Annotated in this window: 23 protein-coding genes; 10 read left to right on the top strand and 13 right to left on the bottom strand. The window is 70.4% G+C overall.

Annotated features, from left to right (window positions below; translation table 11 throughout):
* Positions 1 to 98: 98 nt before the first annotated feature.
* The 11 genes from F4561_RS08445 to F4561_RS08395 form a co-directional block, all read right to left on the bottom strand.
* Positions 99 to 1835 carry an AMP-binding protein gene (locus tag F4561_RS08445; RefSeq protein ID WP_184576401.1) on the bottom strand — a complete coding sequence of 579 codons (1737 nt, stop codon included), beginning with the start codon at positions 1833 to 1835 and terminating at the stop codon, positions 99 to 101.
* A 3-nt stretch (positions 1836 to 1838) separates the two neighbouring features.
* Positions 1839 to 2231, bottom strand: a complete 393-nt coding sequence (locus F4561_RS08440; RefSeq protein ID WP_184576399.1) for a MaoC family dehydratase — start codon at positions 2229 to 2231, stop codon at positions 1839 to 1841.
* Entirely contained in the window at positions 2228 to 2617 is a 390-nt protein-coding gene (locus F4561_RS08435) for a hypothetical protein (protein WP_184576397.1), read from the bottom strand. The genes F4561_RS08440 and F4561_RS08435 overlap by 4 nt, the downstream gene beginning before the upstream one ends.
* 43 nt (positions 2618 to 2660) lie before the next feature.
* Entirely contained in the window at positions 2661 to 4166 is a 1506-nt protein-coding gene (locus tag F4561_RS08430; protein ID WP_184576395.1) for a tripartite tricarboxylate transporter permease, read from the bottom strand.
* Positions 4166 to 4660, bottom strand: a complete 495-nt coding sequence (locus tag F4561_RS08425) for a tripartite tricarboxylate transporter TctB family protein (protein WP_184576393.1) — start codon at positions 4658 to 4660, stop codon at positions 4166 to 4168. The genes F4561_RS08430 and F4561_RS08425 overlap by 1 nt, the downstream gene beginning before the upstream one ends.
* Positions 4661 to 4755: 95 nt before the next feature.
* Positions 4756 to 5736, bottom strand: a complete 981-nt coding sequence (locus tag F4561_RS08420) for a Bug family tripartite tricarboxylate transporter substrate binding protein (RefSeq protein ID WP_184576391.1) — start codon at positions 5734 to 5736, stop codon at positions 4756 to 4758.
* A gap of 37 nt (positions 5737 to 5773) precedes the next feature.
* Positions 5774 to 6658 carry a 3-hydroxyacyl-CoA dehydrogenase family protein gene (locus F4561_RS08415; protein WP_184576389.1) on the bottom strand — a complete coding sequence of 295 codons (885 nt, stop codon included), beginning with the start codon at positions 6656 to 6658 and terminating at the stop codon, positions 5774 to 5776.
* A 30-nt stretch (positions 6659 to 6688) separates the two neighbouring features.
* Positions 6689 to 7468, bottom strand: a complete 780-nt coding sequence (locus F4561_RS08410) for an enoyl-CoA hydratase/isomerase family protein (protein WP_184576387.1) — start codon at positions 7466 to 7468, stop codon at positions 6689 to 6691.
* A 38-nt stretch (positions 7469 to 7506) separates the two neighbouring features.
* Positions 7507 to 8661 carry a thiolase family protein gene (locus tag F4561_RS08405; protein ID WP_184576384.1) on the bottom strand — a complete coding sequence of 385 codons (1155 nt, stop codon included), beginning with the start codon at positions 8659 to 8661 and terminating at the stop codon, positions 7507 to 7509.
* A 3-nt stretch (positions 8662 to 8664) separates the two neighbouring features.
* Entirely contained in the window at positions 8665 to 9045 is a 381-nt protein-coding gene (locus tag F4561_RS08400) for a Zn-ribbon domain-containing OB-fold protein (RefSeq protein WP_184576382.1), read from the bottom strand.
* Positions 9046 to 9155: 110 nt separating this feature from the next.
* Complete coding sequence (locus F4561_RS08395) at positions 9156 to 9944, bottom strand: enoyl-CoA hydratase/isomerase family protein (protein WP_184576380.1); 789 nt, start codon at positions 9942 to 9944, stop codon at positions 9156 to 9158.
* 397 nt (positions 9945 to 10341) lie between these two features.
* Here F4561_RS08395 and F4561_RS08390 point away from each other — a divergent pair, with 397 nt between their 5' ends.
* Both F4561_RS08390 and F4561_RS08385 read left to right on the top strand, forming a co-directional pair.
* Positions 10342 to 10980: an FAD-dependent oxidoreductase gene (locus tag F4561_RS08390; RefSeq protein WP_184576378.1), complete on the top strand. Its 639-nt coding sequence runs from the start codon at positions 10342 to 10344 to the stop codon at positions 10978 to 10980.
* Between the two features lie 208 nt (positions 10981 to 11188).
* A complete protein-coding gene (locus F4561_RS08385; RefSeq protein ID WP_221445407.1) occupies positions 11189 to 11908 on the top strand; it encodes a GntR family transcriptional regulator in 720 nt (239 codons plus the stop codon).
* Between the two features lie 51 nt (positions 11909 to 11959).
* Here the strand turns inward: F4561_RS08385 and F4561_RS08380 are convergent, their stop codons facing one another.
* Both F4561_RS08380 and F4561_RS08375 read right to left on the bottom strand, forming a co-directional pair.
* Positions 11960 to 12607 (bottom strand): hypothetical protein, encoded by a 648-nt coding sequence (locus tag F4561_RS08380; protein WP_184576376.1) that lies wholly within the window; start codon positions 12605 to 12607, stop codon positions 11960 to 11962.
* 153 nt (positions 12608 to 12760) lie between these two features.
* The gene (locus F4561_RS08375; protein ID WP_184576374.1) at positions 12761 to 13435 is read right to left on the bottom strand and encodes a hypothetical protein; all 675 of its coding nucleotides are present in this window, start codon (positions 13433 to 13435) and stop codon (positions 12761 to 12763) included.
* A 254-nt stretch (positions 13436 to 13689) separates the two neighbouring features.
* Here F4561_RS08375 and F4561_RS08370 point away from each other — a divergent pair, with 254 nt between their 5' ends.
* The 8 genes from F4561_RS08370 to F4561_RS08335 all read left to right on the top strand — a co-directional run bounded on the left by F4561_RS08370 (position 13690) and on the right by F4561_RS08335 (position 23015).
* Positions 13690 to 14055 (top strand): DUF3870 domain-containing protein, encoded by a 366-nt coding sequence (locus tag F4561_RS08370; protein WP_184576372.1) that lies wholly within the window; start codon positions 13690 to 13692, stop codon positions 14053 to 14055.
* Positions 14055 to 15305, top strand: coding sequence for a CaiB/BaiF CoA transferase family protein (locus F4561_RS08365; RefSeq protein ID WP_184576370.1), 1251 nt, complete (start codon positions 14055 to 14057; stop codon positions 15303 to 15305). The genes F4561_RS08370 and F4561_RS08365 overlap by 1 nt, the downstream gene beginning before the upstream one ends.
* 30 nt (positions 15306 to 15335) lie before the next feature.
* A complete protein-coding gene (locus tag F4561_RS08360; protein WP_184576368.1) occupies positions 15336 to 16526 on the top strand; it encodes an acyl-CoA dehydrogenase family protein in 1191 nt (396 codons plus the stop codon).
* A gap of 67 nt (positions 16527 to 16593) precedes the next feature.
* Positions 16594 to 17058: a nitroreductase/quinone reductase family protein gene (locus F4561_RS08355; RefSeq protein WP_184576366.1), complete on the top strand. Its 465-nt coding sequence runs from the start codon at positions 16594 to 16596 to the stop codon at positions 17056 to 17058.
* A gap of 541 nt (positions 17059 to 17599) precedes the next feature.
* Positions 17600 to 17782 carry a hypothetical protein gene (locus tag F4561_RS08350; protein ID WP_184576364.1) on the top strand — a complete coding sequence of 61 codons (183 nt, stop codon included), beginning with the start codon at positions 17600 to 17602 and terminating at the stop codon, positions 17780 to 17782.
* A 142-nt stretch (positions 17783 to 17924) separates the two neighbouring features.
* On the top strand, positions 17925 to 18830 hold the full coding sequence (locus F4561_RS08345; RefSeq protein ID WP_312885188.1) for an LLM class flavin-dependent oxidoreductase: 906 nt from the start codon (positions 17925 to 17927) through the stop codon (positions 18828 to 18830).
* A 49-nt stretch (positions 18831 to 18879) separates the two neighbouring features.
* Positions 18880 to 21849: a lantibiotic dehydratase gene (locus F4561_RS08340; protein ID WP_184576362.1), complete on the top strand. Its 2970-nt coding sequence runs from the start codon at positions 18880 to 18882 to the stop codon at positions 21847 to 21849.
* On the top strand, positions 21846 to 23015 hold the full coding sequence (locus tag F4561_RS08335) for a lanthionine synthetase LanC family protein (RefSeq protein ID WP_184576360.1): 1170 nt from the start codon (positions 21846 to 21848) through the stop codon (positions 23013 to 23015). The genes F4561_RS08340 and F4561_RS08335 overlap by 4 nt, the downstream gene beginning before the upstream one ends.
* Positions 23016 to 23126: the final 111 nt, after the last annotated feature.

Raw genomic sequence — 23126 nt, 5'->3', positions numbered from 1 at the left:
GCCAGGACCCGATGCTATCGTGCGGTTGCCCGAGGTCGCGTTCGCTCCGGGCCGCGGCCCCCGAGGTCCGGAGCCGCGGCCCGGAGCGCTTCCCGCCGCTACGGACCGCCCGCCCGGTCACCCCGCGCGGCCAGCTCGGTCAGCTCGGTCTTGCGGACTTTGCCGGTCGTGGTCATCGGCAGGTGAGTGACCACCTCGATCCGCGGGACCTTGTAGCCGGCGATGTTCTCCCGGCACCACTGGACCAGCTCCTCCGCCGTGGTCGTCCCGCCGTGGTCCGGGTCGAGCTCCACGAAGGCGTAGGGAACCTCGCCCTTGTCCGGGTCGGGTTTGCCGACCACCCCGCTGCGGGCCACAGCCGGATGCTGGCCGAGCAGCAGCTCGATCTCGGCGGGGAAGACGCTCATCCCGCTCATTTTCAGCATCTCCTTGCGCCGACCCATGAAGTGCAGGAAGCCGTTCTCGTCCAGCATCCCGATATCCCCGGTCCGCAGCCATCCGTCGCGCAGAACCTCCCGGCTCGCCTCGGGCCTGCCCCAGTAGGCGCGCAGTACCGAGGGAGAGCTGATCACGATCTCGCCTTCGGCGCCCAGCGGCATCGGTTCGCCGGTTTCGAAGTCGCGGATCATGAACCGGGTGCCCGGTTGCGGAAGCCCGCACAGCACCGGCGGCGGGGACGTGAGGTCCCGGTCGCCGTCCTGCAGGCCCGCGGTGAAGGTGTCCAGGCTGTGGGTCTCGGTCATGCCGTAGGAGCTCACCCGCAGGACGCTGCGCCCACCGGACAACCGCTGCCACCTGCGGCGGTCCTCAAGGGTCAGGTTCCGGCCGAACGGAACGGCCGTCACTGTCCGGATCGAGGACAGGTCGCGCCCCTCGGCCTCCGCGCACTCCATGAGCCGTACCGCGTTGTCGATGATCAGGCTCGCGCAGGTGACCCGGTACCGTTCGATCGCCGCCAGCGCCGCCGTCACGTCCCAGCGCCCCAGGATGACGTGCGTGGCCCCGGTGAAAACCGGCATGAGAACGCCCACGTTCTCCCCGAGGATCCAGAAGTACGGCGGATAGGTCAGCACGACACTGCCCGGCCCCAGCCCTTCGAAGTTGTAGGTGGCCGAAGTGGCGCAGGTGTAGACCATGTGCCGCTGGGTGTGCTCGCACCCCTTGGGCAGCCCGGTGGTGCCGCCCGTGTAGTTGAGCGCGGCAAGGTCGTCCAGGCCAACCTCGGTCCGGGGTTCCGGCGCCGATACGTGCTCCAGCGCGCTCTCCAGGTCGATCGCGCCCGGGCACGGTTGCTCGGGTGACAACAGGGACTCCGGCACGGGCAGGGTCGGCTCGGCCGGAAGGTAGCGCCCCGGGCTGGTGGAGATGATGTCGCCCAGGCCCGCGTCGGATCGGACGGACTCCACCATCGCGTGGTGCGTGTCGGCGGTGACGATGACGCGGGCGCCGCTGTCAACCAGTTCGTGGCGCAGCTCCTGCTCCTTGAACATCGGGTTGACCGGCACGTGCACGCAGCCCAGCTTGAGGATCCCGTAGAACGCCACGTGGAACTGCGGGCAGTTGGGCAGCAGGACGGCGACCCGGTCGCCGCGGCGCACCCCGCGCGACCGCAGCAGCGCGGCGAACCGATCGCTGAGCTCGTCCAAACGCTGGTAGCTGATCTCGGTTCCGTAGAAGACCAGCGCGGCGCGCTCCGGGCTGTGCCGGGCCCAGGAACGCAGGTAATCCGTGATGGGGATCTCCCCGAACGGGTAGTGGGGCTCGCGCGGCAGGTCCGCGGGCCAGTTGCGCGCCCACAACCGGTCGAGCTGGTGCACGTACTCGGCTTCTTGCATCGCTCACCTCTCGTCGTCGCGGCCGGGTCGTCCGCGGACGACCCCGGTGACCGCCGTGCCGTTCTCGGTTCGCACGGTGACACCGAATTCCTCGTCGCGCGCCGGGTCGCCGGCCAGGTGGATGGTGAACGGTTCCCCCGCCCGCACCGGCCGGCGGAACGTGACGTCGACGGTCCCGCTGGCGTCCCAGCCCGGGGCACGCGCGCACAGCTCCCGCTCGATGAGGCCGACCAGGTACATGCCGTGCACGAGGGTGCCGCCGAAGGGAGTGCTCCGCGCGTACTCCGGGTCGGTGTGGATCGGCGCGATCCCCCCGCTCACCTCCGCGAAGGCGTCGATCGTTGGTTGGCTCACCCGGTGTTCGCGGCCGGGCGCCGCCTCTGCGCTACGGTTCATTGCGTATACCCCCAGACCAGGGTGGTCGCGGCCCGGCACACCAGGGTTCGTGTGCCCAGGAAGTCGATGTCGAGGTCCACGTAGCGCCGGTCGCGGCGTGTGTACCGGTCGGCGACGCGCAGCCGGACGTCGAGCAGGTCGCCCACACTGGCGGCCGCATAGTGCTCCATCCGCTGGCGCAGGTGCACCGTCCCGCGGGCCGGCCGGCCACCGAGCGCGGAGTACCACGGGGTGAAATTGGCGAACACGGCCGGAGGAACTCGGCCGGGGTCGGTGTCGCCCCAGTCCAGCGCGCTCCGATAGGACTCGACCAGCTCCGGGCTCACCCGGAAGGTCGTGTGGTACACGTCGCCGGCGTTCAGGTCGTCGTAGTCGATCTCAAGCATGGGTGGCTCCCTCCCCGGGGGTCCGCCTTCGGTGGCCGCTACCTCACGCCCCGGTGGTGACGTTGGCGCGCCGCTTCTTGCGGATGTACTGGATGGCCGTGGCGGCGATGACAAGCGCGCCGAAGGCCAGCACGGAGGCCGACCCCGGCCGGGTGACGAAGATGGCCAGGCTGCCCTCGGAGATCAGCAGCGACTGCCGGAAGGAGGTCTCCATGATCGGGCCGAGGACAAACGCCAGAACGAGCGGGCCGGGTGGGAACCCGGTCTTGCGCATCACGTAGCCGAGCACCCCGAAGCACAGCACCACCCACATGTTGAATGAGTCGTTGTCCAGGCTGTACACCCCGACCATGGTGACCATGACCGCCAGGGGACCGAGGATGGTCATCCGGATCCGCAGAATCTGGATGAACACCCCGATGAGGGGGATGCTCATCAGCAGCAGGAAGAGGTTGCCCAGGTACATCGAGCTGATGACGCCGGTGAACAGCTCCGGCTGATCCTCGATGAGCTGCGGGCTCGGCGTGATCCCCTGGATGAGCAGCGCACCGAACAGCAGTGCGGTGACCGCGTTGGTTGGGATCCCCAAGGTGAGCAGCGGAATGAACGCCGAGGTCGCTCCGGCGTTGTTGGCGGTCTCCGGTCCGGCGACCCCCTCGATGGCGCCGCGCCCAAACCGCTGGGGGTCCCGGGCCAGCTTCTTCTCCGCGGTGTAGGAGGCCATCGAGGAGAGCACGCCCCCGCCACCGGGCAGAATCCCGATGAGGAAGCCGATCACCGCTCCGCGTGCGATGGCCCAGCGCGACTGCAGCCAGTCGGCCATCGTGGGCAGCACCCGGCTGACCGCTACCCCGGTGTCGCCCCCGCGGACCCGGCGCTCCAGGTTGTACAGGATCTCGCCGACCCCGAAGACTCCCATGGCGATCGCGACGAAGCTCAGCCCGTCGAGCAGGCCGAGGGAGCCGAAGGTGAACCGGGAGGTCCCGGTGATCGGGTCCTGCCCGACCGTCGCCAGGAACAGCCCTAGCGCGGCCATGATCAGGCTCTTGGTGACCGAGTTGGTACCGAGGTAGGTCACCAGCAGGATTCCCAGCACGGTGAGCACGGTGTACTCCGGCGGGCCGAAGTTCACCGCCACCTGTGCCAGCAGCGGGGCGAACAGGCTCAGACCGACGATCGCGAGGGTCCCGCCAAGGAACGAGCCGATCGCGGCGATGCCCAGTGCCGGCCCGGCCCTCCCCTGGCGCGCCATGGGGTAGCCGTCCAGCAGTGTGATGGCCGAGTTCGCCTCGCCGGGCAACTGGACCAGGACCGCGGTGATCGTACCGCCGTAGATGGAGCCGTAGTAGATGCCGGCCAGCATGATGATGGCCGACTCGGGCTCCATCCCGTAGGTCACCGGAAGCAGCAAGGCGATGGTGGCCGAGGCGCCCAGCCCGGGAAGCACCCCGATCACCATGCCGATGAGCACGCCCAGGAAGACGTAGAGAATATTGCTCGGCTGGAACGCGACCTCGAATCCCAGCCGCAGGAATTCGGCGATATTCATCAGCCGACCCCCAGAACTACCTCGACGAGGTCAGGCGGAAACGGAACGCCGAGGGCGTGCACGAACACGGCGTAGAATCCCACGGTGCACAGCACCGAGAGCACGATCGAGATCCGCCATCCCTCGCCGCCGAGGAAGCGGATCCAGAACGCGAACGTAAGGAGTGCCGGAATGATGAATCCCAGCATTTCGAACAGCATGATGAAAACGGTGATACTGGCAACGGCGTAGGCGACCTGGCGTATACCGGCCGGCGAGGACACCGCCTCGTAGTCCGCTCCGCGGTCGCGGAACAGCAGGACCACCGAGGCCAGCACCACAACGCAGCTCGTGATGAAGGGCCAGAAGCCGGGTTGCGGGCTCTCCGGCTCGCCCAGCCCGAGCGAACGGGAGTACGCCGCACCCCATATCCCCAGCACCAGGGGAACCAGCGCGCCCAGGTGGTGAACTCTGGCCCTCACCTCCGGCCAGACACGGGCTTTCTTCGAAGTCACGTGGGTCCTTTCGGGGGCTCCACGGGTCAGGCCGGCCGGCGGGGTGGCCGGGCGCCGCCGGGCGGCCTGACCCGTCTCCTCAAGCGGGGTCCGGATCAGTCGACCATCGGCGCGTAGATGTCCGCGGCCTCCTCTACCTGCTCCTGGTAGTCCGCACCGTCGATGAACTCCTTGGGGATGTACTCCTCGCCGATCTGTTCGCGGAACTCCGGATCGTCGTAGGCGGCCTCAAGGGAGGTCTCCAGCTTCTCGGTGATCTCCGGAGGCGTGTCGGCGTGCACCACCGGGCCCCACGTCGAGATTCCCAGGGTCAGGCCGTCGTAGCCCAGTTCCTCCAGCGTTGGAGTGTCCGGAAGCAGATCCGAGCGCTCCTCGTCGATGACGGCCAGCGCGCGCAGGTCGCCCTCCTCGATGGGCTGCCTGATGACATCGGTGAGCGGGTCGCTCAGCGCGTCGACATTGCCGCCGAGCAGCTCGCCCGCCGCCTCGGCGTCCCCGTCGAACGGGACCGCGGTGAGCTCGACGCCGTGATCGTCGGACATGCGCCGCAGCTCCATCGCGGTGGGCGTGCTGGCCCCCGGGACCGCCACGTTCAGTGCGCCCGGGTCGTCCTCGGCCGCCTCAAAGAAGTCCTCCGCCGTCTCGTACTCGGAGTCCGCGTTCACGGCCAGGACTCCCGGCGCCCGTGCGGCCAACCCGACGTAGGCCACGTTCTCGTGGTTGTAGTCCAGGTCCTGGAGCTGCGGGGTCAGCGCGAACGACCCCACGGTTCCCATGGCGATGGTGTGGCCGTCCGGGTCGCTGGTGAGTAGCTCCGTCATGCCCACGGAGGACGAACCCCCGGGGAGGTTCTCGACCACCACGGTCTGGTCGAGTTCCTTTTCGTAGAACTCTGCCAGGGCGCGCCCCGCTGTGTCGGTCAACCCGCCCGGGGCGTAGGGGATGATCATGCGCATTTCCTCGGACGGGAAGTCGTCCGCGTCTTCGGCTACCAGTCCCGCGTCGCTACATGCCGCCAAAGGCGCCAGCAGCACCACGGCCGCACCCAGGGTCACAAACCTGTCAGCATTTCTCATGGCCTTCCGTCACTTTCCTCTACTGGAGGGGTGGGCGTTACTTTTTCGGGTAGTCGTACCACCCCTTTCCCGACTTGCGGCCAAATTCGCCTTTCTCGAATTTCTCGACAAGAATTCTTGCCGGTTTGTCAGCGGGGTCGCCGCTCTCCTCGAACCGGGCCATCTTGACGTAGTAGCCGACATCGAGCCCGGTGAGATCCTGCAGTTCGAATGGGCCCATCGGGTGGCCGAGCGCGGTCCTGCAGGCGGTGTCGATGTCCTCGACGCTGGACACCCCGTCCTCGTAGAGCCGGATTGCCTCGTCACGCAGGGCGTGCAGGATCCGGTTCGCGACGAACCCGGTGATCTCCTTGTTCAGCACCACCGGGGTTCGGTTGATCCGCCGGGTCAGCTCGATCGTGGTCTCGGCGGTGGCGTCGGAGGTCTGCGGGTTGCGCACCACCTCGACGCACTGCATGACGAGGGCCGGGTTGAAGAAGTGCATGTTGCACACCCGGTCCGGGCGGTTGGTGGCGTCGGCGACGCGGGACGAGACGATCGTCGAGGAGTTGGTCGCCAGGACCGCGTGCTCGGGCGCGTGCCGGTCCAACCTGGCGAACAGGTCCCGCTTGACGTCGACCTTCTCGACCACCGCCTCGATGACGTAGTCCGCGGTGCTCGCCGGCCCTTCGAGCTCGGTGGTGAAGGTGAGCCGCTCGAACGCGCTGTCGGCTTGGGCTCTGGTCTCGGTGCCCTTCTCGACGCGCCGGTCCATGCGGGACCGTAGCTCCTCCCGGGCCTGCTCCAGCATGTCCGGGTCGATGTCCCAGACGGTGACGCTGTAACCGCCGAGGGCGCACACCATCCCTATCTGGCGGCCCATGGCTCCGGCGCCACAGACCAGTATTGTGGCGACCCTCGTGATTTCCGGCTGCACGATCATGCCCCTTTCCGGTGTCGGCTCGGTTGGCGACTAACGTCCCTTGAACGCCGGTCTCCGCTTCTCCAGGAACGCCGTTGCGCCTTCCCGTTTGTCCTCGGTGGTGAAGAGGACCGCCTGTGCCAGACGTTCGAGCAGCAGCCCGGTCTTCTGGTCGGTCTCGCTGCCCTGTCCGACGGCGATCTTGGCCAGGCGCACCGCCAACGGCCCTTTGGCGAGTACGGCGTCGGCTGTCTCCCGCAGCGCACTGGTGAGCTGGTCTCCTGGCACGGAGCGCGACACCAGGCCGATGTTCGCCGCCTCCTCGGCGGTGATGATCCTGCCGGTGAGAATGAGGTCCAGCGCCCGGCCCTTGCCGACAAGGCGGGACAGCCGTTGGGTGCCGCCCGCGCCGGGGATGATCGACAGGGTGGCCTCGGGCAACCCGAACTTCGCGTTGTCGGCGGAGACGCGGATGTCGCACGCCATGGCGAGCTCGCAGCCACCGCCGAGCGCGACCCCGTTCACCGCGGCGATCGTCGGTTTCTCGTACTCCTCGATCTCGTCGTAGAGCCGCTGCATCCGGGCGGCCAGCCCATCAGCGACGGTCCGCTCCCGGACCTCGGAGATGTCGGCGCCAGCCGCGAAGGACTTCGCGCCGGCTCCGGTGAACGCGACCGCTCCCACCTCGTCGTCCTCGCTGAACCGTTCCAGCGCTCGCCTGATCTCCGATACGACCTGGCCGCTCAGCGCGTTGCGTACCTCGGGACGGTCGATCGTGATCATGCCGAGCCCGTTGTCGACCCGGACGGTCAGGGTCTCGTAGTTGTCCATGCGCACCTTTCGTGACGTGTCGCGACGTCAAAGCCTTCTCAGCCGGTCGCGGGCGAGCCGAGGACAGCGGTGGTCTGGCTGGACAGCACCCCGCCGTTCCCGTGCACCAGGGCGATGTCGGCGCCGGGGGTCTGGCGGTCCCCGCACTCTCCCCTGAGCTGCCGGGCCGCCTCGATGATCAGGAAGATCCCGTACATACCGGGGTGGCAGTAGGAGAGCCCGCCGCCGTTGGTGTTCACGGCGAGCTTGCCGCCGGGCGCGATCCGGCCGTCCGAGACGAACGGTCCGCCCTCGCCCTTGGCGCAGAAGCCCAGGTCCTCCAGGAAGAGGATGGTGTTGATGGTGAACGCGTCGTAGAGCAGCACCACGTCGACGTCGGACGGCCCGATTCCGGCGCGCGCGAAGGCCCGCGGCCCGGATTCGGTGGCGGCGGTCCGGGTCAGGTCGGGCATTGCCGAGATGGAGCGGTGCCAGTGGGCCTCGGCGGCACCGAGCAGGCGCACCGGTGGCCGGCGGAGGTGCCGGGCGCGTTCCGCGCTGGTCACGACGACCGCGCCGCCCCCGTCGGTGACGAGGCAGGAGTCCCGGGCCGTCAGAGGCGACGACACCATCCGGGAGTTGATCACGTCGTCGACGGTGAGCGGATCGCGCGCGAACGCCTTTGGGTTGAGCCACGCCCATTGCCGGGCGGCCACGGCGACCTCGGCGAGCTGCTCCCGGGTGGTGCCGTACTCGTGCATGTGCCGGGCGGCGGCCATGGCGTAGGCACTGACCGGGTAGCGCGGCCGGTAGGGATCCTCGTAGGGCGTACTCTCCCCGCTGGAGACCAGCCGGCCGCTGGCCGAGCGCTGGATGCTGCCGTAGACGATCAGCGCGACCTCGCACCGCCCGGCCTCGATTGCGGCGGCGGCGTGGTTCAGGTGCGCGACGAAGGAGCTGCCGCCCATGTTGGTCGAGTCGCTATAGGTGGGTTGAATGCCGAGGTACTCGGCGGTGTTCAGATTCGCCATCGGGTAGTACACCGACGCCGAGAAAAGCCCGTCGACCTCGTCCTTGGTCAGCCCAGCGTCCGCCAGCGCCGCCGTGGCGGCCTGCCCGATCAGATCCAACGGGGTGACTCCCGGGCCGACCTCGCCGAGATCGGACTCCGCGACACCCACGATCGCGGCCGTGTTCGCCGTCTTCGTTGTCATGGACTACGCCTCCGCTGGGACGAAGACTGCGACCGGCTCGGACCGATCGGGGTCGTGTCGGACCTGAAGCAGTACGCGCATGCCGATCCGAACGTCCTCGGGCGGGGTGTCCTCGACCCGGGTCATCATCCGGAAGCCCTCATCCAGGTCCACGAGTGCGACGTTGTACGTCTCGTTCCTGCGGCAGACGGTCGTGGTCGAGTACACGGTCCCGGTGCCGGCGCTCTCCCGCCACCGCAGGTCCTGGCCACCGCAGTGCGGGCACAGCACCCGCGGGTAGAACACGGACTGCTCGCAGCTCGCGCATATCTGGAATCCGAGCCGACCGGAGTCGAGGAACTCGCGGAATACGGTGGCGGGTGGGCTCGTGGCCGCCGGTGACATAGGTGTCCCCTTATCTGGCTGCGTGGTGTGTTCCGGAACGCGCGATGTTGCGCGAGGCGGCGCGGAGCACCGCTCCATGACGTTCGGGACTGGGGTCCGGCCGGACGGGTTCAGCGTCCGATGAACCTGGGCTCGCGCTTTTCGGTGAAGGCGCGCCCGCCCTCGTAGTAGTCGTGTGTCTGGTAAGACTCCGCCACGGCGGAGCGCTGCGTCTCTACGGCGCTCTCCAGCGACTGGCCCCTGCTCTCGTTGATGGCCCGCTTCATCAGGCCGATCGCCGCGGTCGGTGCCGCGGCCAGCCGCCGGGCGTACTCGGTGACGTGCTGGTCGAGGTCATCAGCCGGCACGACGTGGTTGACCAGGCCCCACTGCCCGGCCTGCTCAGCAGTGAACGTGTCGGCACTGAAGAGCAGCTCGCAGGCGCGGTGGTAACCCACGAGCGACGGCAGCAGTGCCGTGCCCGAGACCATCCCGCGCGCGGCGAAGACCAGGCCGAAGCGGGCACCCTCAGCCGCGAACACGATGTCGCATGAGAAAGCGAGATCGCAGCCCGCCCCGAGCGCAGCTCCGTGGACCTGAGCGATCACCGGCTTGGGAATGTTTCGCAGCGCGAGTACGAACCGCGGGTAGCCGAGGTCCGCGCGCTCCTTGGCGTCCTCCGGGAGTGGGGTGCGCTGGGTTCCCATGCCCTTGAGGTCGTCGCCTGCACAGAAGACCTGGCCCTCGCCCCGCACGACGAGCGCGCGGACGCTGTCGTCGTCGGCGGCCGCCGCGACCGCGCTCTCAAGTTCCTCGAGCACGTCGTAGTTGATGGCGTTCCGACTTGTCGGCCTGTTCAGGACCAGGGAGCGAACCCCGGCGTCGTCGTTGACCAACACGTCTCTCTGACTCGCCCGCATGCGGCCTCCACAAGGCGTCTCACAAGCTACTGAAAGGGCATCACTGAACCGCTTGACCAAGCTTGCATGCGATTTGGATGCTAACAGCATGCAATAGCTGTGGCAAGGGTCACCGCCCCTTGTGACGCCCCACTCGGGTGCCAATTGCCGGGGGCCATGCGCCACCACCTGCCCAAAAATCCTCTGTGACCTGCACGGCCCCCTGAAGCGGAGCACACCTTCCACATCACTGCCACCCGCGGTGCCGCTGCGGGCCCACCCACCCTTCGGTCAGTCAGCACCACACCTATCGAATCTTCTTTAGAAGGGTTGCATGCAATCTGAATACAACCATCGGACCGGGGGTACCCCTAGTTCCGGCCGAGGTTCCCCGCAAGGAAAGGAACGATCGCCGAGCATGAACACTCACGAGCACAGCGACACTGACACCGAGTACGACGTAGTCGTCGTGGGCGGGGGGAACGCCGCGTTCTCGGCGGCCCATGCCGCGCGGGAGCGCGGGGCGCGCGTCCTGATGCTGGAGAAGGCGACGCGCGAGGAGGCCGGCGGCAACTCCTTCTACACCGCGGGCGCGTTCCGGGCCGCACACAACGGGCTGGACGACCTACTGCCACTGGTGGACGACGCCAGTCGGGAACGCGCCGAGCACACCGTGCTTCCCCCCTACCCGGCGGAGCACTTCCGCCGCGACATGGAACGACTCACCGACGGGCGCAACGACCCCGGACTGACGCGGGTACTGGTCGAGAGCAGCCGGGACATCGTGCGCTGGCTCGCCGAGAAGGGCGTGCGCTGGCAACTCCTCTACGAGCGCCAGACCTACCTCTCGAACGGAGAGTGGGTGTTCTTCGGCGGGCTGAACATCGGCACCGTCGACGGCGGCAAAGGGCTGGTGAGCCACCACACCGAGCAGGCCGTGCACTCCGGCATCGAGATGGGCGGACTGTTCTGGGGAAACTACCCTGGCGGCTCGGGACTGACGGCCGGCACGGTCCTGGGACGGATCGCGGGGCACGATGCCACGGACTCGATGTAGTGTCCGTGGCGAGGCACTCCACGCCACCCTGGGCGACCCCACCGCGGTGCCTTGTATACTGTGCGTATGCGAGGCGCGGGCACGCGGGTCCCCTACCTAAAACGCGCCCCCGCCCCCGCCTCCGCGGACACGGGCGCGGGAAACGCGGGCCCGGTCCAGGACGCGGACCATCGAACGTAACCGCCGATCAGCCTCGGACAAGGCCCCGATGAACATGCCTGCCACTTCCCCACTCTCCGTGGTGCGCGAGCACATGCCGGAACGGCTCGGGCGCGGCCGGACCACCGAGGCGGTCTCCGAGGCGCTGCGCGAGGCGATCCTCGACGGCGGGCTGCCGCCCTCAACGTGGCTACGCGAGGACGAGATAGCCGCTGTCCTGGGAGTGAGCCGCACCCCGGTCCGCGAAGCGCTGCGCCGGCTGGCCGATGAGGGTCTAGCGGTCAAGACGGCACACCACGGCACGGTGGTGGCGCCGATGTCGATCGAGGACGTCCTGGCGCTCTACGTCGTCCGGGAGAACCTCGAAGGGCTCGCGACCCGGCTGGCGGCGTCGCGACGGCTGACGGAACCGCTCTCCGGCCTGGACGAGGTCCACACGCAGATGCTGCGGGTGATCGAGCGCGAGGACACCGACAGCGCCGAGACAACCAAGGAACTCGCCCGGCTCAACCTGCGCTTCCACGGCCTCATTCGGCAGGCCGCGGCCAACCTCTACCTCGACCGGTTCCTCAGCCAGGTCGAGCAGGCGGTGCGGCGCCTGCAGCCATCAACCTTCAGCGCCCCCGGGCGTCCGGAGGAGGCCTACCAGGAGCACGCCGAGATCCTCGCCGCGATCAAGGCGGGCTCGGCGCAGGACGCCGAGAGCGCGGCCAAGCGGCACATGCGCCGGGCGCGCGAGATCCGGCTGTCGATGCTGCTCGGCGACTGACCACAGGCGGTCAGGCGGCCTGCCCGGCCGGGAACCGGGGGCGCCCGAACGCTAATCGGCGGGTGGGCCGGACGGGTCCTCGCCCAGAACGTCCGCCGGAGTCCTTTCAAGGAGATCAATCAGGAAATCGGCCCGCTCCAGCGCACTGGAGGGGTCGAGCACTCTGTTCTGCCACGTCAGAAGGGATTCCTCCGCGAACCGGAAGGGGGTATCCAGCGTGCGTGGATCACGGATCATCCACCGTCTCGTCTCCGGGCGGAGCACCTGCCGCGCGAACTCGTGGTCGTCGGTGCGGACCCGAAATATCTGGTCGAACTGCCGGTCACCGGTCCGCGAGTGCTGCGACGCGCCGACGAGGTCCAGCAGCATATCTGTCAGACGCGCGTCGGTGGCCTCCAACCGTGGGACCTGTGGAATCCGAACCGTGACCACCTGGAAGTCCCAGGTCCTGGGGAGCGACTCGGCGTGGATGTTGGGGTAGCTGTACTCGAAGGCCAGGACCGACCAGCCGCGGTGCTCGCCCGTCAGGACGTGGCGGTAGGTTCCTGCTCCCTCGCTGAGAAACGGCGGTCCACCATAGGAACCCCGCAGGTGGCCGCCCTCCTCGGCGTAGCTCCAGTCGTGCTGCCGCGCCCACGAGCCGAGCTCCTGGACGCATTCGCGTCCGCCTTTGCGCTCCATGGCGGAGCCGGTTTTCACGGCCACCACCGCCCGGCCACCAACAGGACCGCGACGAGGGAATAGGCAACGAACTCCATGCCGCGGCTCCGTCGCTCTGCAGGGGCGCGGCGTCCGAACCGCGGGCCTGGTGCGTGGTTTCATTGTGCCGCCGGGCGGGCCGTGCCGCCATCCCTACCGCGCCGGCGGCACGTCCCCCAGGACGTGGCGCGGGGTCCGGTCGAGGAGGTCGATCAGGAAGTCGGCGTGCTCCAGAACTTCGTCCCCTTCGAGCCTCATCTCCCGCCATCCCAGAAGGATGTCCCCGCCGAACCGGAACGGAACCTCCAAGGCGCGGGGGTCGCTGAGCATCCACCGCATCGTCTCGGGGTGCAGCACCTGGCGCGCGAAACCATCGTGGTCGGTGCGGACCCGCACAGCGTTGTCGAACTCCTCGTTGCCCAACCGGAGGTCGTGGGCGCCGAAGAGACTGAAAAGCTTGTGCACGAAATCCTGCCGGATGACCTCCAGCCGTGGACACCGCGGAACACGGACCGTGACCACCTGGAAGTAGCGGGTCTCGATTGGGCCGTGGATATAGATCTTCGTGTACCGGTACTCGAAAGCCAGGACCGCCCGGCCGCGGTGCTCGCCGGCCAGGACGTAGCGGTACTTCCCCCAGCGGACGAACGGCGTTCCGCGAAAGCGGCCCCGCAGGTGGCTGCCGTCCTTGGTGTGGGTCCAGCCGTGCCGCCGCGCCCACGCGCCGTTCTCCTTGGCGCGCCGCCGGCGCCGGTAGCCGATTAACGCGAGCACGGCGGCCGCCAGGATCCCGACCACAGAGACGGACACAGGGACGAAGATTTCCATCACGACTCCATTGCTGTATTGGGGACCGCGGTATTCGATGCGCGGGCCCGTCGCCCGGTTCCGCCCGCACACGGGGATCCGCGACGCATCCCCGGGTCGCGACGTACCACCCGGTTTGAACCGCCGGGCGCGGATCGGCGATACTGGTCGCGCTGCCCTCCTGCCGCGGGCGCCCGGCCCTTCCCGGCCGTCCCATCAGGCGCGAGACTCCAGTGCGACGGAGTTTTCGGCTGCCCAGAGAAAGGGACGCGACCGTGCACGGAGACGACCGGATACGGCGCCTACTCAGCAACCCCGACATTGTTCTCGTGTCGGGCTATGCCCGGCTTCCCGACGCTGTGGCGAGCCACTCGCAGTACGAGCGGCTCGGGGTGGTCCTCGCGGTCGACATGTCCGACGGCAGAATCGTCGCCGCCGACAGCACACTGCTCACGGACCTCGCCAAGGACTTCTTCCGCGCTCTGGTGGAGGGCTCCTCCGTCGCCGAGGACACGTCGGGGCTCGTCCAGCGCGTCCAGGAACGCTACGCCGGCCACTCGGGTGGGGCGCTGACCACGGCGCTGCGCCGGTGCGCCGAGACCTACCAGCAGCTGCGCGACGCGCGGGGGGCGGAACAGTGATGGAGACCCCGGATCAGGGGCAGCACGGATCCGCCGCCCAGGACGGCCGCCCCCTCGACGGGGTCCGCGTCGCCGACCTGTCCCGGGTACTCGCGGGCCCGTACGCCTCGATGCTCCTGGCCGACATGGGGGCCGACGTCGTCAAGGTCGAGCACCCCGAGCGCGGCGACGACACCCGGTCGTGGGGGCCGCCGTGGGCGAAGGGCGAATCCGCCTACTTCCTCTCGGTCAACCGCGGCAAGCGCAGCCTGGCCGTTGACGTCAAATCGCCCGAGGGGCGCGACGCCGTGCGGGAGCTGTGCGCCGGGTCCGACGTCGTGATCCAGAACTTCCGCCCCGGGGTTGTCGAGCGGCTCGGCGTGGACTACGAGGCGATCGCGGCGCGCAACCCCGCGGTGGTCTACTGCTCCATCACCGGCTTCGGTACCGGGCACGAGCCGGCGGGACGCCCGGGATTCGACGCCATCGTGCAGGCGGAGAGCGGCCTGATGCGGGCCACCGGGCCGCCCGAAGGGCCGGCCAGCAGGGTGGGTGTCGCGATGACCGACATCCTGACCGGCCTGAACGCCACAGTGTCGGTTGTCGGCGCGCTCATGCGGGCCCGCGCCACGGGGCGGGGTGAGCACGTGACCGCTTCGCTGGTCAACTCGGCGCTGTCGAGCCTGGCCAGCCTGAGCCAGCAGGCGCTGGTCACGGGGGAGGAACCGGCGCGCTACGGCAACGCCCACCCCTCGATCGTGCCGTACCAGACGTTCCGCACGGCCGACGATGACATCGTCATCGCCGCCGGCAACGACTCGCTGTACCGGAAGCTCTGCGACGCCGTGGACCGCCCGGACCTCGCCACCGACCCGCGGTTCGCCAGCAACCCGGACCGGATCGAGTACCGCGAGGAGCTGGTCGGCGAGATCACCGCGACGCTCCGCACCCGGACCGCCGCGGAGTGGCTGGCCGTACTGACGGCCGCCGGTGTCCCGGTCGGCCGGGTCAGGGGGGTGCTCGACGCGGTCCACGCGGCGAACGCCTCCGGTGACGACGCCACGATGACCGTGGAGCACCCCACCGCTGGCACTCTCGACCTCCTGCGCCCCGGGTTTCAGCTGGGATCCGCGGGTGGCGCCGACGACGCGCTGCCGCCCCCGCTGCTCGGCCAGCACTCGGCGCGCGTACTCGGCGAGTTGGGCCTCCCCCGGGACCGCATCGCCGACCTGACCGAACGCGGCGTCGTGTTCCAGAACGGCACCGAATAGCGACGAGCCACGACGATAGGAGACGCTTCGATGAGTGACGCGCACAAGGTCGCCGCCCCCGATCCGGATGACTTCCTGGAGGTCGACGGCTCACTCTCCCCCGAGGAACGCGACATCCGCGACACCGTCCGCGAGTTCTCGGCCCGGGAGTTGGCGCCCAACGTCGCCGACTGGTTCGACGCGGGCACCATTCCCGACCCCCGCGGGCTCGCCAAGTCCTTCGGTGACCTGGGGGTCTTTGGGATGCACCTCGACGGCTACGGGTGTGCGGGCGCGAGCGCCGTCTCCTACGGCCTGGCCTGCCGCGAGCTGGAGGCGGTCGACTCCGGGCTGCGCAGCTTCGTGTCGGTCCAGGGGTCGCTCGCGATGACCGCGATCCACAAGTTCGGCTCCGAGGAGCAGAAGAACACCTGGCTGCCCAGGATGGCCGCGGGCGAGGTGATCGGCTGCTTCGGGCTGACCGAGCCCGACTCCGGAAGCGACCCCGGCTCCATGCGCACGCGCGCCCGGCGCGACGGGGCGGACTGGGTGCTCGACGGCACCAAGATGTGGATCACCAACGGCTCCGTCGCCGACGTCGCCGTCGTCTGGGCGGCGACCGAGGAGGGCGTCCGCGGCTTCCTTGTTCCCACGGACACCCCCGGGTTCACCGCGAACGTGATCCACAAGAAGCTGTCGCTGCGCGCGTCGGTCACCTCGGAACTGGTGCTGGACGGGGTGCGGTTGCCCGACTCGGCGCTGCTGCCGGGCTCGAACGGGCTCGGCTCCCCGTTGTCGTGCCTCACCGAGGCCCGCTACGGGATCGTGTGGGGCGCGGCAGGCGCGGCCCGCGCCTGCTACCGGGCGGCGCTGGACTACGCGGGCACCCGGGAACAGTTCGGACGCGCGATCTCCGGGTTCCAGCTCACCCAGAGCAAACTGGCGGACATGCTCATCGACGTCAACCACGCCGCGCTCACCGCCCTGCAGATCGGCCGCCTCAAGGACGCGGGCCGCTGCCACCACACCCATGTCAGCTTCGGCAAGCTCAGTTGCGTCGCTGCGGCCCAGCGGGTGGCGAGCGAGGCGCGGTCGATCCACGGCGCCAACGGCATCACGCTGGAGTACCCGGTGCTCCGGCACATGCTGAACCTGGAGACCGTGGCCACCTACGAGGGCACGGCCGAGATCCACGCGCTGAGCCTGGGCCAGGCGGTAACGGGAGTCTCCGCGTTCCGCTGACGCGTCCCGGTCGCGGGTGCCCCGGCACAGCCGCCAGAATGGGGTAAGCCGACCAAGGGAGAGGCCGATGGGTAACGACACGCAGCGCTTCCGCATGACGAAGCTCCGGCGCACCGCGAATGCCGTGGTGGCGGGCTTCATCAGGTACGGGATCGGGCCGTCGGAGCTGCATCTCCTCACCACGCGCGGCAGCAAGTCGGGGTTCCTGCGCACCACCCCAGTGAGCCTGCAGGAGGACGACCGCGGCCGGTTCCTGGTCGCTCCCTACGGCGAGGTGGGCTGGGTCCGCAACATCCGCAAGGACGGGTTCGCGACCCTGCGGCACGGCGGGTGGATCGAGATGATCAGCGTGCGCGAGGTCGCTCCGGAGCGGGCGGCACCCGTTCTGCGCGAGTACCTCCGCCACCCCCGCGCCGCCATCGTCGGCCGGTACTTCGACACCACACCCGACGAGCCCGTCGAGGCGTTCGCCAAGGAAACACCCACGCACCCGGTGTTCGAGATCGTCCGAAGCACCACGATCCGGCTCTGAGAACGGCGCGGCGCCCCGGGCGTCGCGCCGTTCTTTTCCCCGCGGCACCGCCGGCCTTCCGGGTGGCGCTGGCACGGCGCTCCCTGGCCGGTTCCGGCCGGCCACGACCGCCGCTCCCCCGCTTCTCCCGGCTCTTTTCCTTCGCCAGTCGCGCACCGGCCCGCGGGCGCCTGGTTGCGGCGGCACTCCCGGCCCCTCCTCCAGCGGTACTAGTGGGACCGCTACCGCGGGAGTAGGGGCATCCCCACGGACCGCACCCCCGCGTCTCACTCCCCGGCCGCAAACTGGTGCTCGTGTCGGGGAGCACGGCCCGATCTCCGGCGCCCGCGCCCCCGGCGTCCCACCAGTACGCCCACCCGCGAGACGGAACTCGACTCCCGGTCACGTGGGGAGGATCCGCCAACAGTCGGGGGTGAACTGGTCCTCCCGGCCGAGGCGGCCAGCCATGGCACGCTCCTATATTCGCCGTGCTCGCACCGACATGACCCCTGGTGCGAGCCGCACGGGTACGTGTGCGGTCCACAGATTGCGAAGGGCAGACATGGCAACGCAGTACGAGCTGGAACCCGACATCAGCCTCGACGTGGACGTGGAGACGTTCGCCACCCCGGGCGGCGGCGAGATCTCCCAGTCCGCCAACTTCGCGCAGGCGCGCGGACCGGTCACGTTCGGCACCACCTGCTGGGGCACCACCTGCCCCAGCGCGAACACCATTAGCTGCTAGCTGACACGCGTAACCTGCCCGGTCGCCTTCGGGGGCGGGGGCGACCGGGCCAGACGGCACCGGCCGCGCGGCCTTAGGGGCGGGTGCGTGCCCGGATCCGCCGCGGCCACCGCAGGAGCGACCGAGAGCGAAAAGAGGCATAGTGGACCCCACGTCCGCACTCGACGGCCCCACGGCGCCGGGCCCAGGCCCGGCACCACCCATGGGCCTGATCGAGTTCTTCGACTTCTTCTCCGGCCGGCCGACCCGGGACAAACGCGAGACGGCATTGGCCTCCGCACTGCTCGCGGAACGGCTCGGCTACAGCCGGGTATGGCTTCCCGAGCACCACGAGCGCGGTGTTCCCAGCACCAACCCGGTGCCGCTGGTGTGCGTGCTGGGCAGCCACACGTCGCGGATCCGCGTGGGAACCGCGGTGACCCTGATCCGCCTCCGCGACCCGCTGCTCACCGCCGAGGACTTCGCGACCGCGAGCCACTTCTGCGGCGACCGGCTCGATGTCGGGTTCGGCCGCGGCGATGTCGGGGGCGGCGCGGCCGCGGATCTCGCGCACCTGCGCAAGGGGGATCCGGACGCCGCCGAGGCGGTGCGCACGGTGGTGTCCGTGCTGCGGGACGGCCGGACGTGGCTCGAACCGCTCGACACCGGCTACCAGGGGTGGCTGCACGGGGCCGGGTACCGGTCCGCCGAGCTCGCCGCGGAGATCGGGTTCAACTACTGCCACGCGCTCTTCTTCAACCCCGACATCGACGCGTGCCGCACTGTCGTGGGCAAGTACCGCGCGGCGTTCCCCGGCGGCCGGACCGCGGTGGCCCTCACCCTGGTGGCCAACGACGACCCGGAAACCGCCCGCGCCGACGGAACCCGCGAGGGGGTCAGGGTCAACTGCGCGGGACCGGTGCGCCAGTGCGCCGAGACCGTGCGCAACGTCCTGGCTCTGACCGGTGCGGACGAGGTGGTCATCGCGGAGTTGTCGACCTCTGGAGATGACCACCTCCGCGCGCTCGAACGGCTCCACGGCGCGGTCGTGGGCCAGCTCGCCGCATGACGCAGCGCAGCCGAACGGACGGACACCTGCCCAACCGAGGGGGACACCGATGAACCAGGACGGGTTCGGGCTGCTCCGGGCGCCATTGTTGAGTGTCGAGGAGGTGGAGTTGGCCGTGGCGGAGGGCGACACGGCCGACCCGCTCGCCGGTGCCGCCGTGGACCTCGCCGCCGATCCTTCCCTGCGTGGCGCCGCCGCCCACGACGCGGGGGCACGGTCGGCGGTGCTGCGCTACCTCGCCCGGATGGGCGGCCGCGCGACCCCGTTCGGGCTCTTCGCCGGCACCGCCCCCGTCAGCGTCAACGACCGGTTCCGGGTCGACCTGGGCAAGCGCGAGCAGCACGTGGCCCGAGTGCGGGTCGACGCCGGTGCCCTGGAACAGGTGGTCGCGGAGGCCGCCGACCAGGTGGACGCGCGATGCTGGCCGCTGCGCGCGAACCCGTTGCTGCGCTGGGTCCGCGACGGGGTGTGTTTTCCCCGGCACGGCGATGCCAGTTCCGACGTCGTGCGCGTACGGTGCTCCCGGGCGGTCACGGAGGTGCTGCGCGTCGTCGGCGACGGCGAGATCATGGGGGCCGACGCCATACGGGAGCTGCGCGCGACCATGCCGGGGTTCACCGCGGACGAGCTCGCGTCGTTCCTGAACCGCCTGGTCGAGACGGGGATGCTGGAGCGCTCCCTCGGGCTGGTCGAGCCCGGGGTGGAGCCGGCCGAACGCGCGGCCTGGCTGCTGGAGCGCATGGGCCACAACCCGGCTCCCCTCAGGGCCCTGGTGGACCGGGCGTGTGGCCCGCGCCCGCTCGACACCGCAATCGGCGCGGACCTCGACACCGCGTGGGAGACCGCGGCCCGCGCCCTGCCCGCGCTCTCCCCGATCCCCCGGAACCACCGCTTCGACCTGCACACCGAGCTGTCGACCGGGGAGGCCCGGGTCGACCGGGCCCGGGTGAGCGCCATCCGGGGAGCGCTGCTCCGGGTGGCGGCCCTGCACGACCCCGCCCCAGCTCCGGCTCCGGGTCTGGACTTCGCGGCGTTCCGCGACGCGTTCCGGGACCGCTACGACGGGGCCGAGGTTCCGCTGCTGGAAGCGGTGGACCTGGAGTCGGGGGTACTGCCGAACCCGTATCGCGGAGCCTCCGAACTGGCCGGGGCCTCCGGCGTGCAGGCGAGCGAGATACCGGCCGCGTCCCGGTGCTCGCCGGAGCTGCTGCGGATCTACGCCGACTGGGCGCACGACGGCTCCCCCGCCGACATCTCCGGCGTCACCCCGGCCGGTTCCTGCGGGGCGCGGGCGGCGCTGGCGGCTCTGGTCGGCGACGACCACCCCGACGGGCTGAGCAGTGTCCTCGTGGGAGGTACCGGGCGGTCGCCGTACGCGCTGCTCGCCCGGTTCGGGCTGCACCGCGAGGACGTCGAGCGGCACATCCGCGACGACCTCGCGGACGCGGACACGGAAGCGCCGGAGGGCGGGCTGCGCCCCATCCACGCCGAGCTCGTCTACCACGCGGGCGGGCGGATCGGGAACGTCCTGGTCCGGCCGCGGATCCTGGCGGAGACCGTGGCACTGTCGGGCGCCGCGGGCGGGACGCTGCCCCCGCACCGCCTCACCCTCCAACTCCGCGGCGACGAGTTCCTGCTGCGGGACCGTGGGTCGGGGCGTCCCGTCATTATCGAGCTCAACACCGCGCACAACCTCGACCTCTTCGGCCTCGACCCCGTCTACACCGTCCTGGGCCACCTCGCGTCCTCCGGGAGTGTGGGGTGGTCGTGGGGAGCTCTGGCGCTCCTGCCCCACCTGCCGCGGGTTACCTGCGGGCCGGTCGTCGTGGCGCCGGAACGGTGGAAGGTACCGGCGTCCGGCGTCCGGGAGGTGCTGGCCGGTTCCGGACCCGCGGCGCGGCTGCGCGGGTTTCTCCCGGGGGCCGGTGACCGCCGGTGGGTCGGCATCGGCGAGTACGACCACATACTGCCCGTCGACCTCCGCTCCGACCGTTCCGTCGAGGCGGCCCTCTCCGCGGAGAAGCGCAGTGGGGACGTCACGGTCGTCGAGATGCCGCAGATGGAGGCGCCGGCGGTTCGGGGGCCGCGTGGCCGGCACGTCGGTGAGCTGGTGCTGCCGCTCGGGCCGGCGCGGCGCGGCCCCCCGCGCGGCGCGGCCGCGGCGCCGCACGACGAGCGGTCGGCCGCCACGTGTGCCTTCGACATCGCGCGAGGGCGCCGCTGGGCCTACGCCCGGTACTACTGCGGCCACGCCTCCGCGGACACGGTAATCGCCCGCGCTCGGAAGCTGGCCGCCGAGCTGCGCGCGGAGGGGGTCATCACCGGCTGGTTCTTCCTGCGCTACCAGGAAGGCGGCTACCACGTGCGGGTGCGCATGCGCCCCACCGAACCCCGCGAGCGCTTCCGTGTCGTCGGCGCGCTCGACGACCTCGGCGGGTGCCTCCAGCATGAGGGCCTGGCCGGGCGGACCGTACTGGAGGACTACGTCCCCGAGGTCGCGCGGTACGGCGGCGCGGCCGGCCTTGAGGCGGCGGAACGGCTGTTCGACGCCTCCAGCGAGTGGACCGCGGGGTTCGCCGAGGCCGCGGCACCGGAGGACCAGCGCCTCTACCAGGGTGTGGCCGATGCCCTCGGGTGGTGCTCCGCGCTGTTCAACTCAGCCGATCACCAGCTCGCCTTCCTCGACATGTGCAAGGAAGGGTTGGGGGTCTCCACCGAGAAGCGGGGGAACCCGCTGGGCAAGTTCGCCCGTGCGCACGAGGGCGCGCTCCGGGACTACCTGGACCGGGCCCCTATCTGCGAGACCATCCGATCCCGGGTGGCCGCGCTCTCTGCGGCGGTGCCCGACGGCCGGCCGCCCCGAGACAACCGCAGCGCGTGGCCGGTCCTCGGATCGGTACTGCACATGCACTGCAACCGGATGTTCGCGTTCGACGCGGTGCGCATGGAGTACCTGGTCCACGAGATGGCTGGCCGGACGGTCCGGCGGCTGCGGGCAACGGAGGGACGAGGGGCATGACGACGAACCACGGCTGGCTGCGGCTCGCCCGGACCCTCTACGGCGACGCCGAGGAGACGATCACCGCCGAGCCCAACGCGAGCCTGCGGCTGGATCTCGCGCTGGCGGCGCTGGAGTTCAGCCGCGCCACCGGAGAGGACTTCGGGGCGGAGGGTCACCTGCGCTCGGCGCTGGACCTGCTGCGCGCGCAGTCCGGCGTCGGGCCCTGGCTGTACGGGGGCGCAGCGCAGGCGGGATGGGTCGCCATCCGGCTCGCCGAGAGCCGCGGCACCGCTGTCTCGGGGCTTGCGGCGATCGACGAGACGGTCCTGGGCTGGGCCACCGACTTCCCCGCGGAACGCGACATCGACCTGCCCATGGGCCTGCTGGGGCTCGGGGTGTACGGCCTGGCGCATCCCGACCCCGGCTACCGCGAGAAGCTCACGGCAGAGGTGCTCGACCGCGTTGCGGAACGCACCAAGCACGACGACAACGGCCGCTTCGTCCAACTGGGCACCAGTGAGGCGCGTATCGCCGACCAGTCGGCGGGAGCGCGGATCATCGGCGTCGCCCACGGCACCGCCGGCCTGGTCTCCTACCTGGCCTCGGCCGCGGCGGCCGATCCCGCCCAGCGGCCGCGGGCCCGCGCGCTCCTCGACGAGTGCCTCCGGTGGCTGCTCCGGCAGCGGAACGGCGGGCACGGGTCGGTGTTTCCGCACCGCGTCGAGACCCGGTACGCGCCCACCCGCGCCACCTGGTGCTCCGGCGACCCCGGGGCGGCCGCCGCGCTGCGCGTCGCCGAGCGCGCCACCGGCGACCGGGCGGCCGGAGAGGTGGCACGCGCGGCCGCGCGTGCGGTCGTGCACCGTCCCGACGAGGACACCGGCGTTGTCGACGGCTGCGTCTGCCACGGGGCCGCCGGCCTCGTCTGGTTCGGCCGGTTCGCCTCCGACCACCTGGGCACGGCCGGCGCGCGGGGGGACAGCGCCCACTGGGCGAAGCGTCTGGCGCGCTGGCGCGAAGCGGGCCCGCTCATCTACTTCGGCCCGGCCGGCTGGGTGCGCAACGCGTCCTTCCTCGAAGGCGACATCGGCGCGGCGCTCGCGTTGCTGTACGCGGCAACCGGAACGAATCCGCTGTGGTCCGACCTGCTGCTCGCGGCCCCGATCACCGCGGCGCCGGGCTGAGGCGGGCGGGGCGGGTCCGCGTACCGGTCATCGCCCGCGCCTCGGCCACCACCGGTTCTCCCGTTCGTCAGGATGCGAGAGACTCACCACAACGGCGCGAGAAGCGGCTCG

Origin of the sequence: Lipingzhangella halophila (genome assembly GCF_014203805.1) — a bacterium.
Lineage (GTDB): Bacteria > Actinomycetota > Actinomycetes > Streptosporangiales > Streptosporangiaceae > Lipingzhangella > Lipingzhangella halophila.
This window is presented reverse-complemented; position numbering and strand designations above follow the sequence as displayed.

Excerpts from the sequence above, each read along its gene's own strand:
- F4561_RS08350 (WP_184576364.1), top strand. The coding sequence starts at position 17,600 with ATGGCAACGCAGTACGAGCTGGAACCCGACATCAGCCTCGACGTGGAC.
- F4561_RS08355 (WP_184576366.1), top strand. The coding sequence starts at position 16,594 with ATGGGTAACGACACGCAGCGCTTCCGCATGACGAAGCTCCGGCGCACC.
- F4561_RS08415 (WP_184576389.1), bottom strand. The coding sequence starts at position 6,658 with ATGATCGTGCAGCCGGAAATCACGAGGGTCGCCACAATACTGGTCTGT.
- F4561_RS08410 (WP_184576387.1), bottom strand. The coding sequence starts at position 7,468 with ATGGACAACTACGAGACCCTGACCGTCCGGGTCGACAACGGGCTCGGC.
- F4561_RS08390 (WP_184576378.1), top strand. The coding sequence starts at position 10,342 with ATGAACACTCACGAGCACAGCGACACTGACACCGAGTACGACGTAGTC.
- F4561_RS08430 (WP_184576395.1), bottom strand. The coding sequence starts at position 4,166 with ATGAATATCGCCGAATTCCTGCGGCTGGGATTCGAGGTCGCGTTCCAG.
- F4561_RS08400 (WP_184576382.1), bottom strand. The coding sequence starts at position 9,045 with ATGTCACCGGCGGCCACGAGCCCACCCGCCACCGTATTCCGCGAGTTC.
- F4561_RS08375 (WP_184576374.1), bottom strand. The coding sequence starts at position 13,435 with ATGGAAATCTTCGTCCCTGTGTCCGTCTCTGTGGTCGGGATCCTGGCG.
- F4561_RS08395 (WP_184576380.1), bottom strand. The coding sequence starts at position 9,944 with ATGCGGGCGAGTCAGAGAGACGTGTTGGTCAACGACGACGCCGGGGTT.
- F4561_RS08365 (WP_184576370.1), top strand. The coding sequence starts at position 14,055 with ATGGAGACCCCGGATCAGGGGCAGCACGGATCCGCCGCCCAGGACGGC.
- F4561_RS08360 (WP_184576368.1), top strand. The coding sequence starts at position 15,336 with ATGAGTGACGCGCACAAGGTCGCCGCCCCCGATCCGGATGACTTCCTG.
- F4561_RS08385 (WP_221445407.1), top strand. The coding sequence starts at position 11,189 with ATGAACATGCCTGCCACTTCCCCACTCTCCGTGGTGCGCGAGCACATG.
- F4561_RS08335 (WP_184576360.1), top strand. The coding sequence starts at position 21,846 with ATGACGACGAACCACGGCTGGCTGCGGCTCGCCCGGACCCTCTACGGC.
- F4561_RS08420 (WP_184576391.1), bottom strand. The coding sequence starts at position 5,736 with ATGAGAAATGCTGACAGGTTTGTGACCCTGGGTGCGGCCGTGGTGCTG.
- F4561_RS08440 (WP_184576399.1), bottom strand. The coding sequence starts at position 2,231 with ATGAACCGTAGCGCAGAGGCGGCGCCCGGCCGCGAACACCGGGTGAGC.
- F4561_RS08445 (WP_184576401.1), bottom strand. The coding sequence starts at position 1,835 with ATGCAAGAAGCCGAGTACGTGCACCAGCTCGACCGGTTGTGGGCGCGC.
- F4561_RS08435 (WP_184576397.1), bottom strand. The coding sequence starts at position 2,617 with ATGCTTGAGATCGACTACGACGACCTGAACGCCGGCGACGTGTACCAC.
- F4561_RS08340 (WP_184576362.1), top strand. The coding sequence starts at position 18,880 with ATGAACCAGGACGGGTTCGGGCTGCTCCGGGCGCCATTGTTGAGTGTC.
- F4561_RS08405 (WP_184576384.1), bottom strand. The coding sequence starts at position 8,661 with ATGACAACGAAGACGGCGAACACGGCCGCGATCGTGGGTGTCGCGGAG.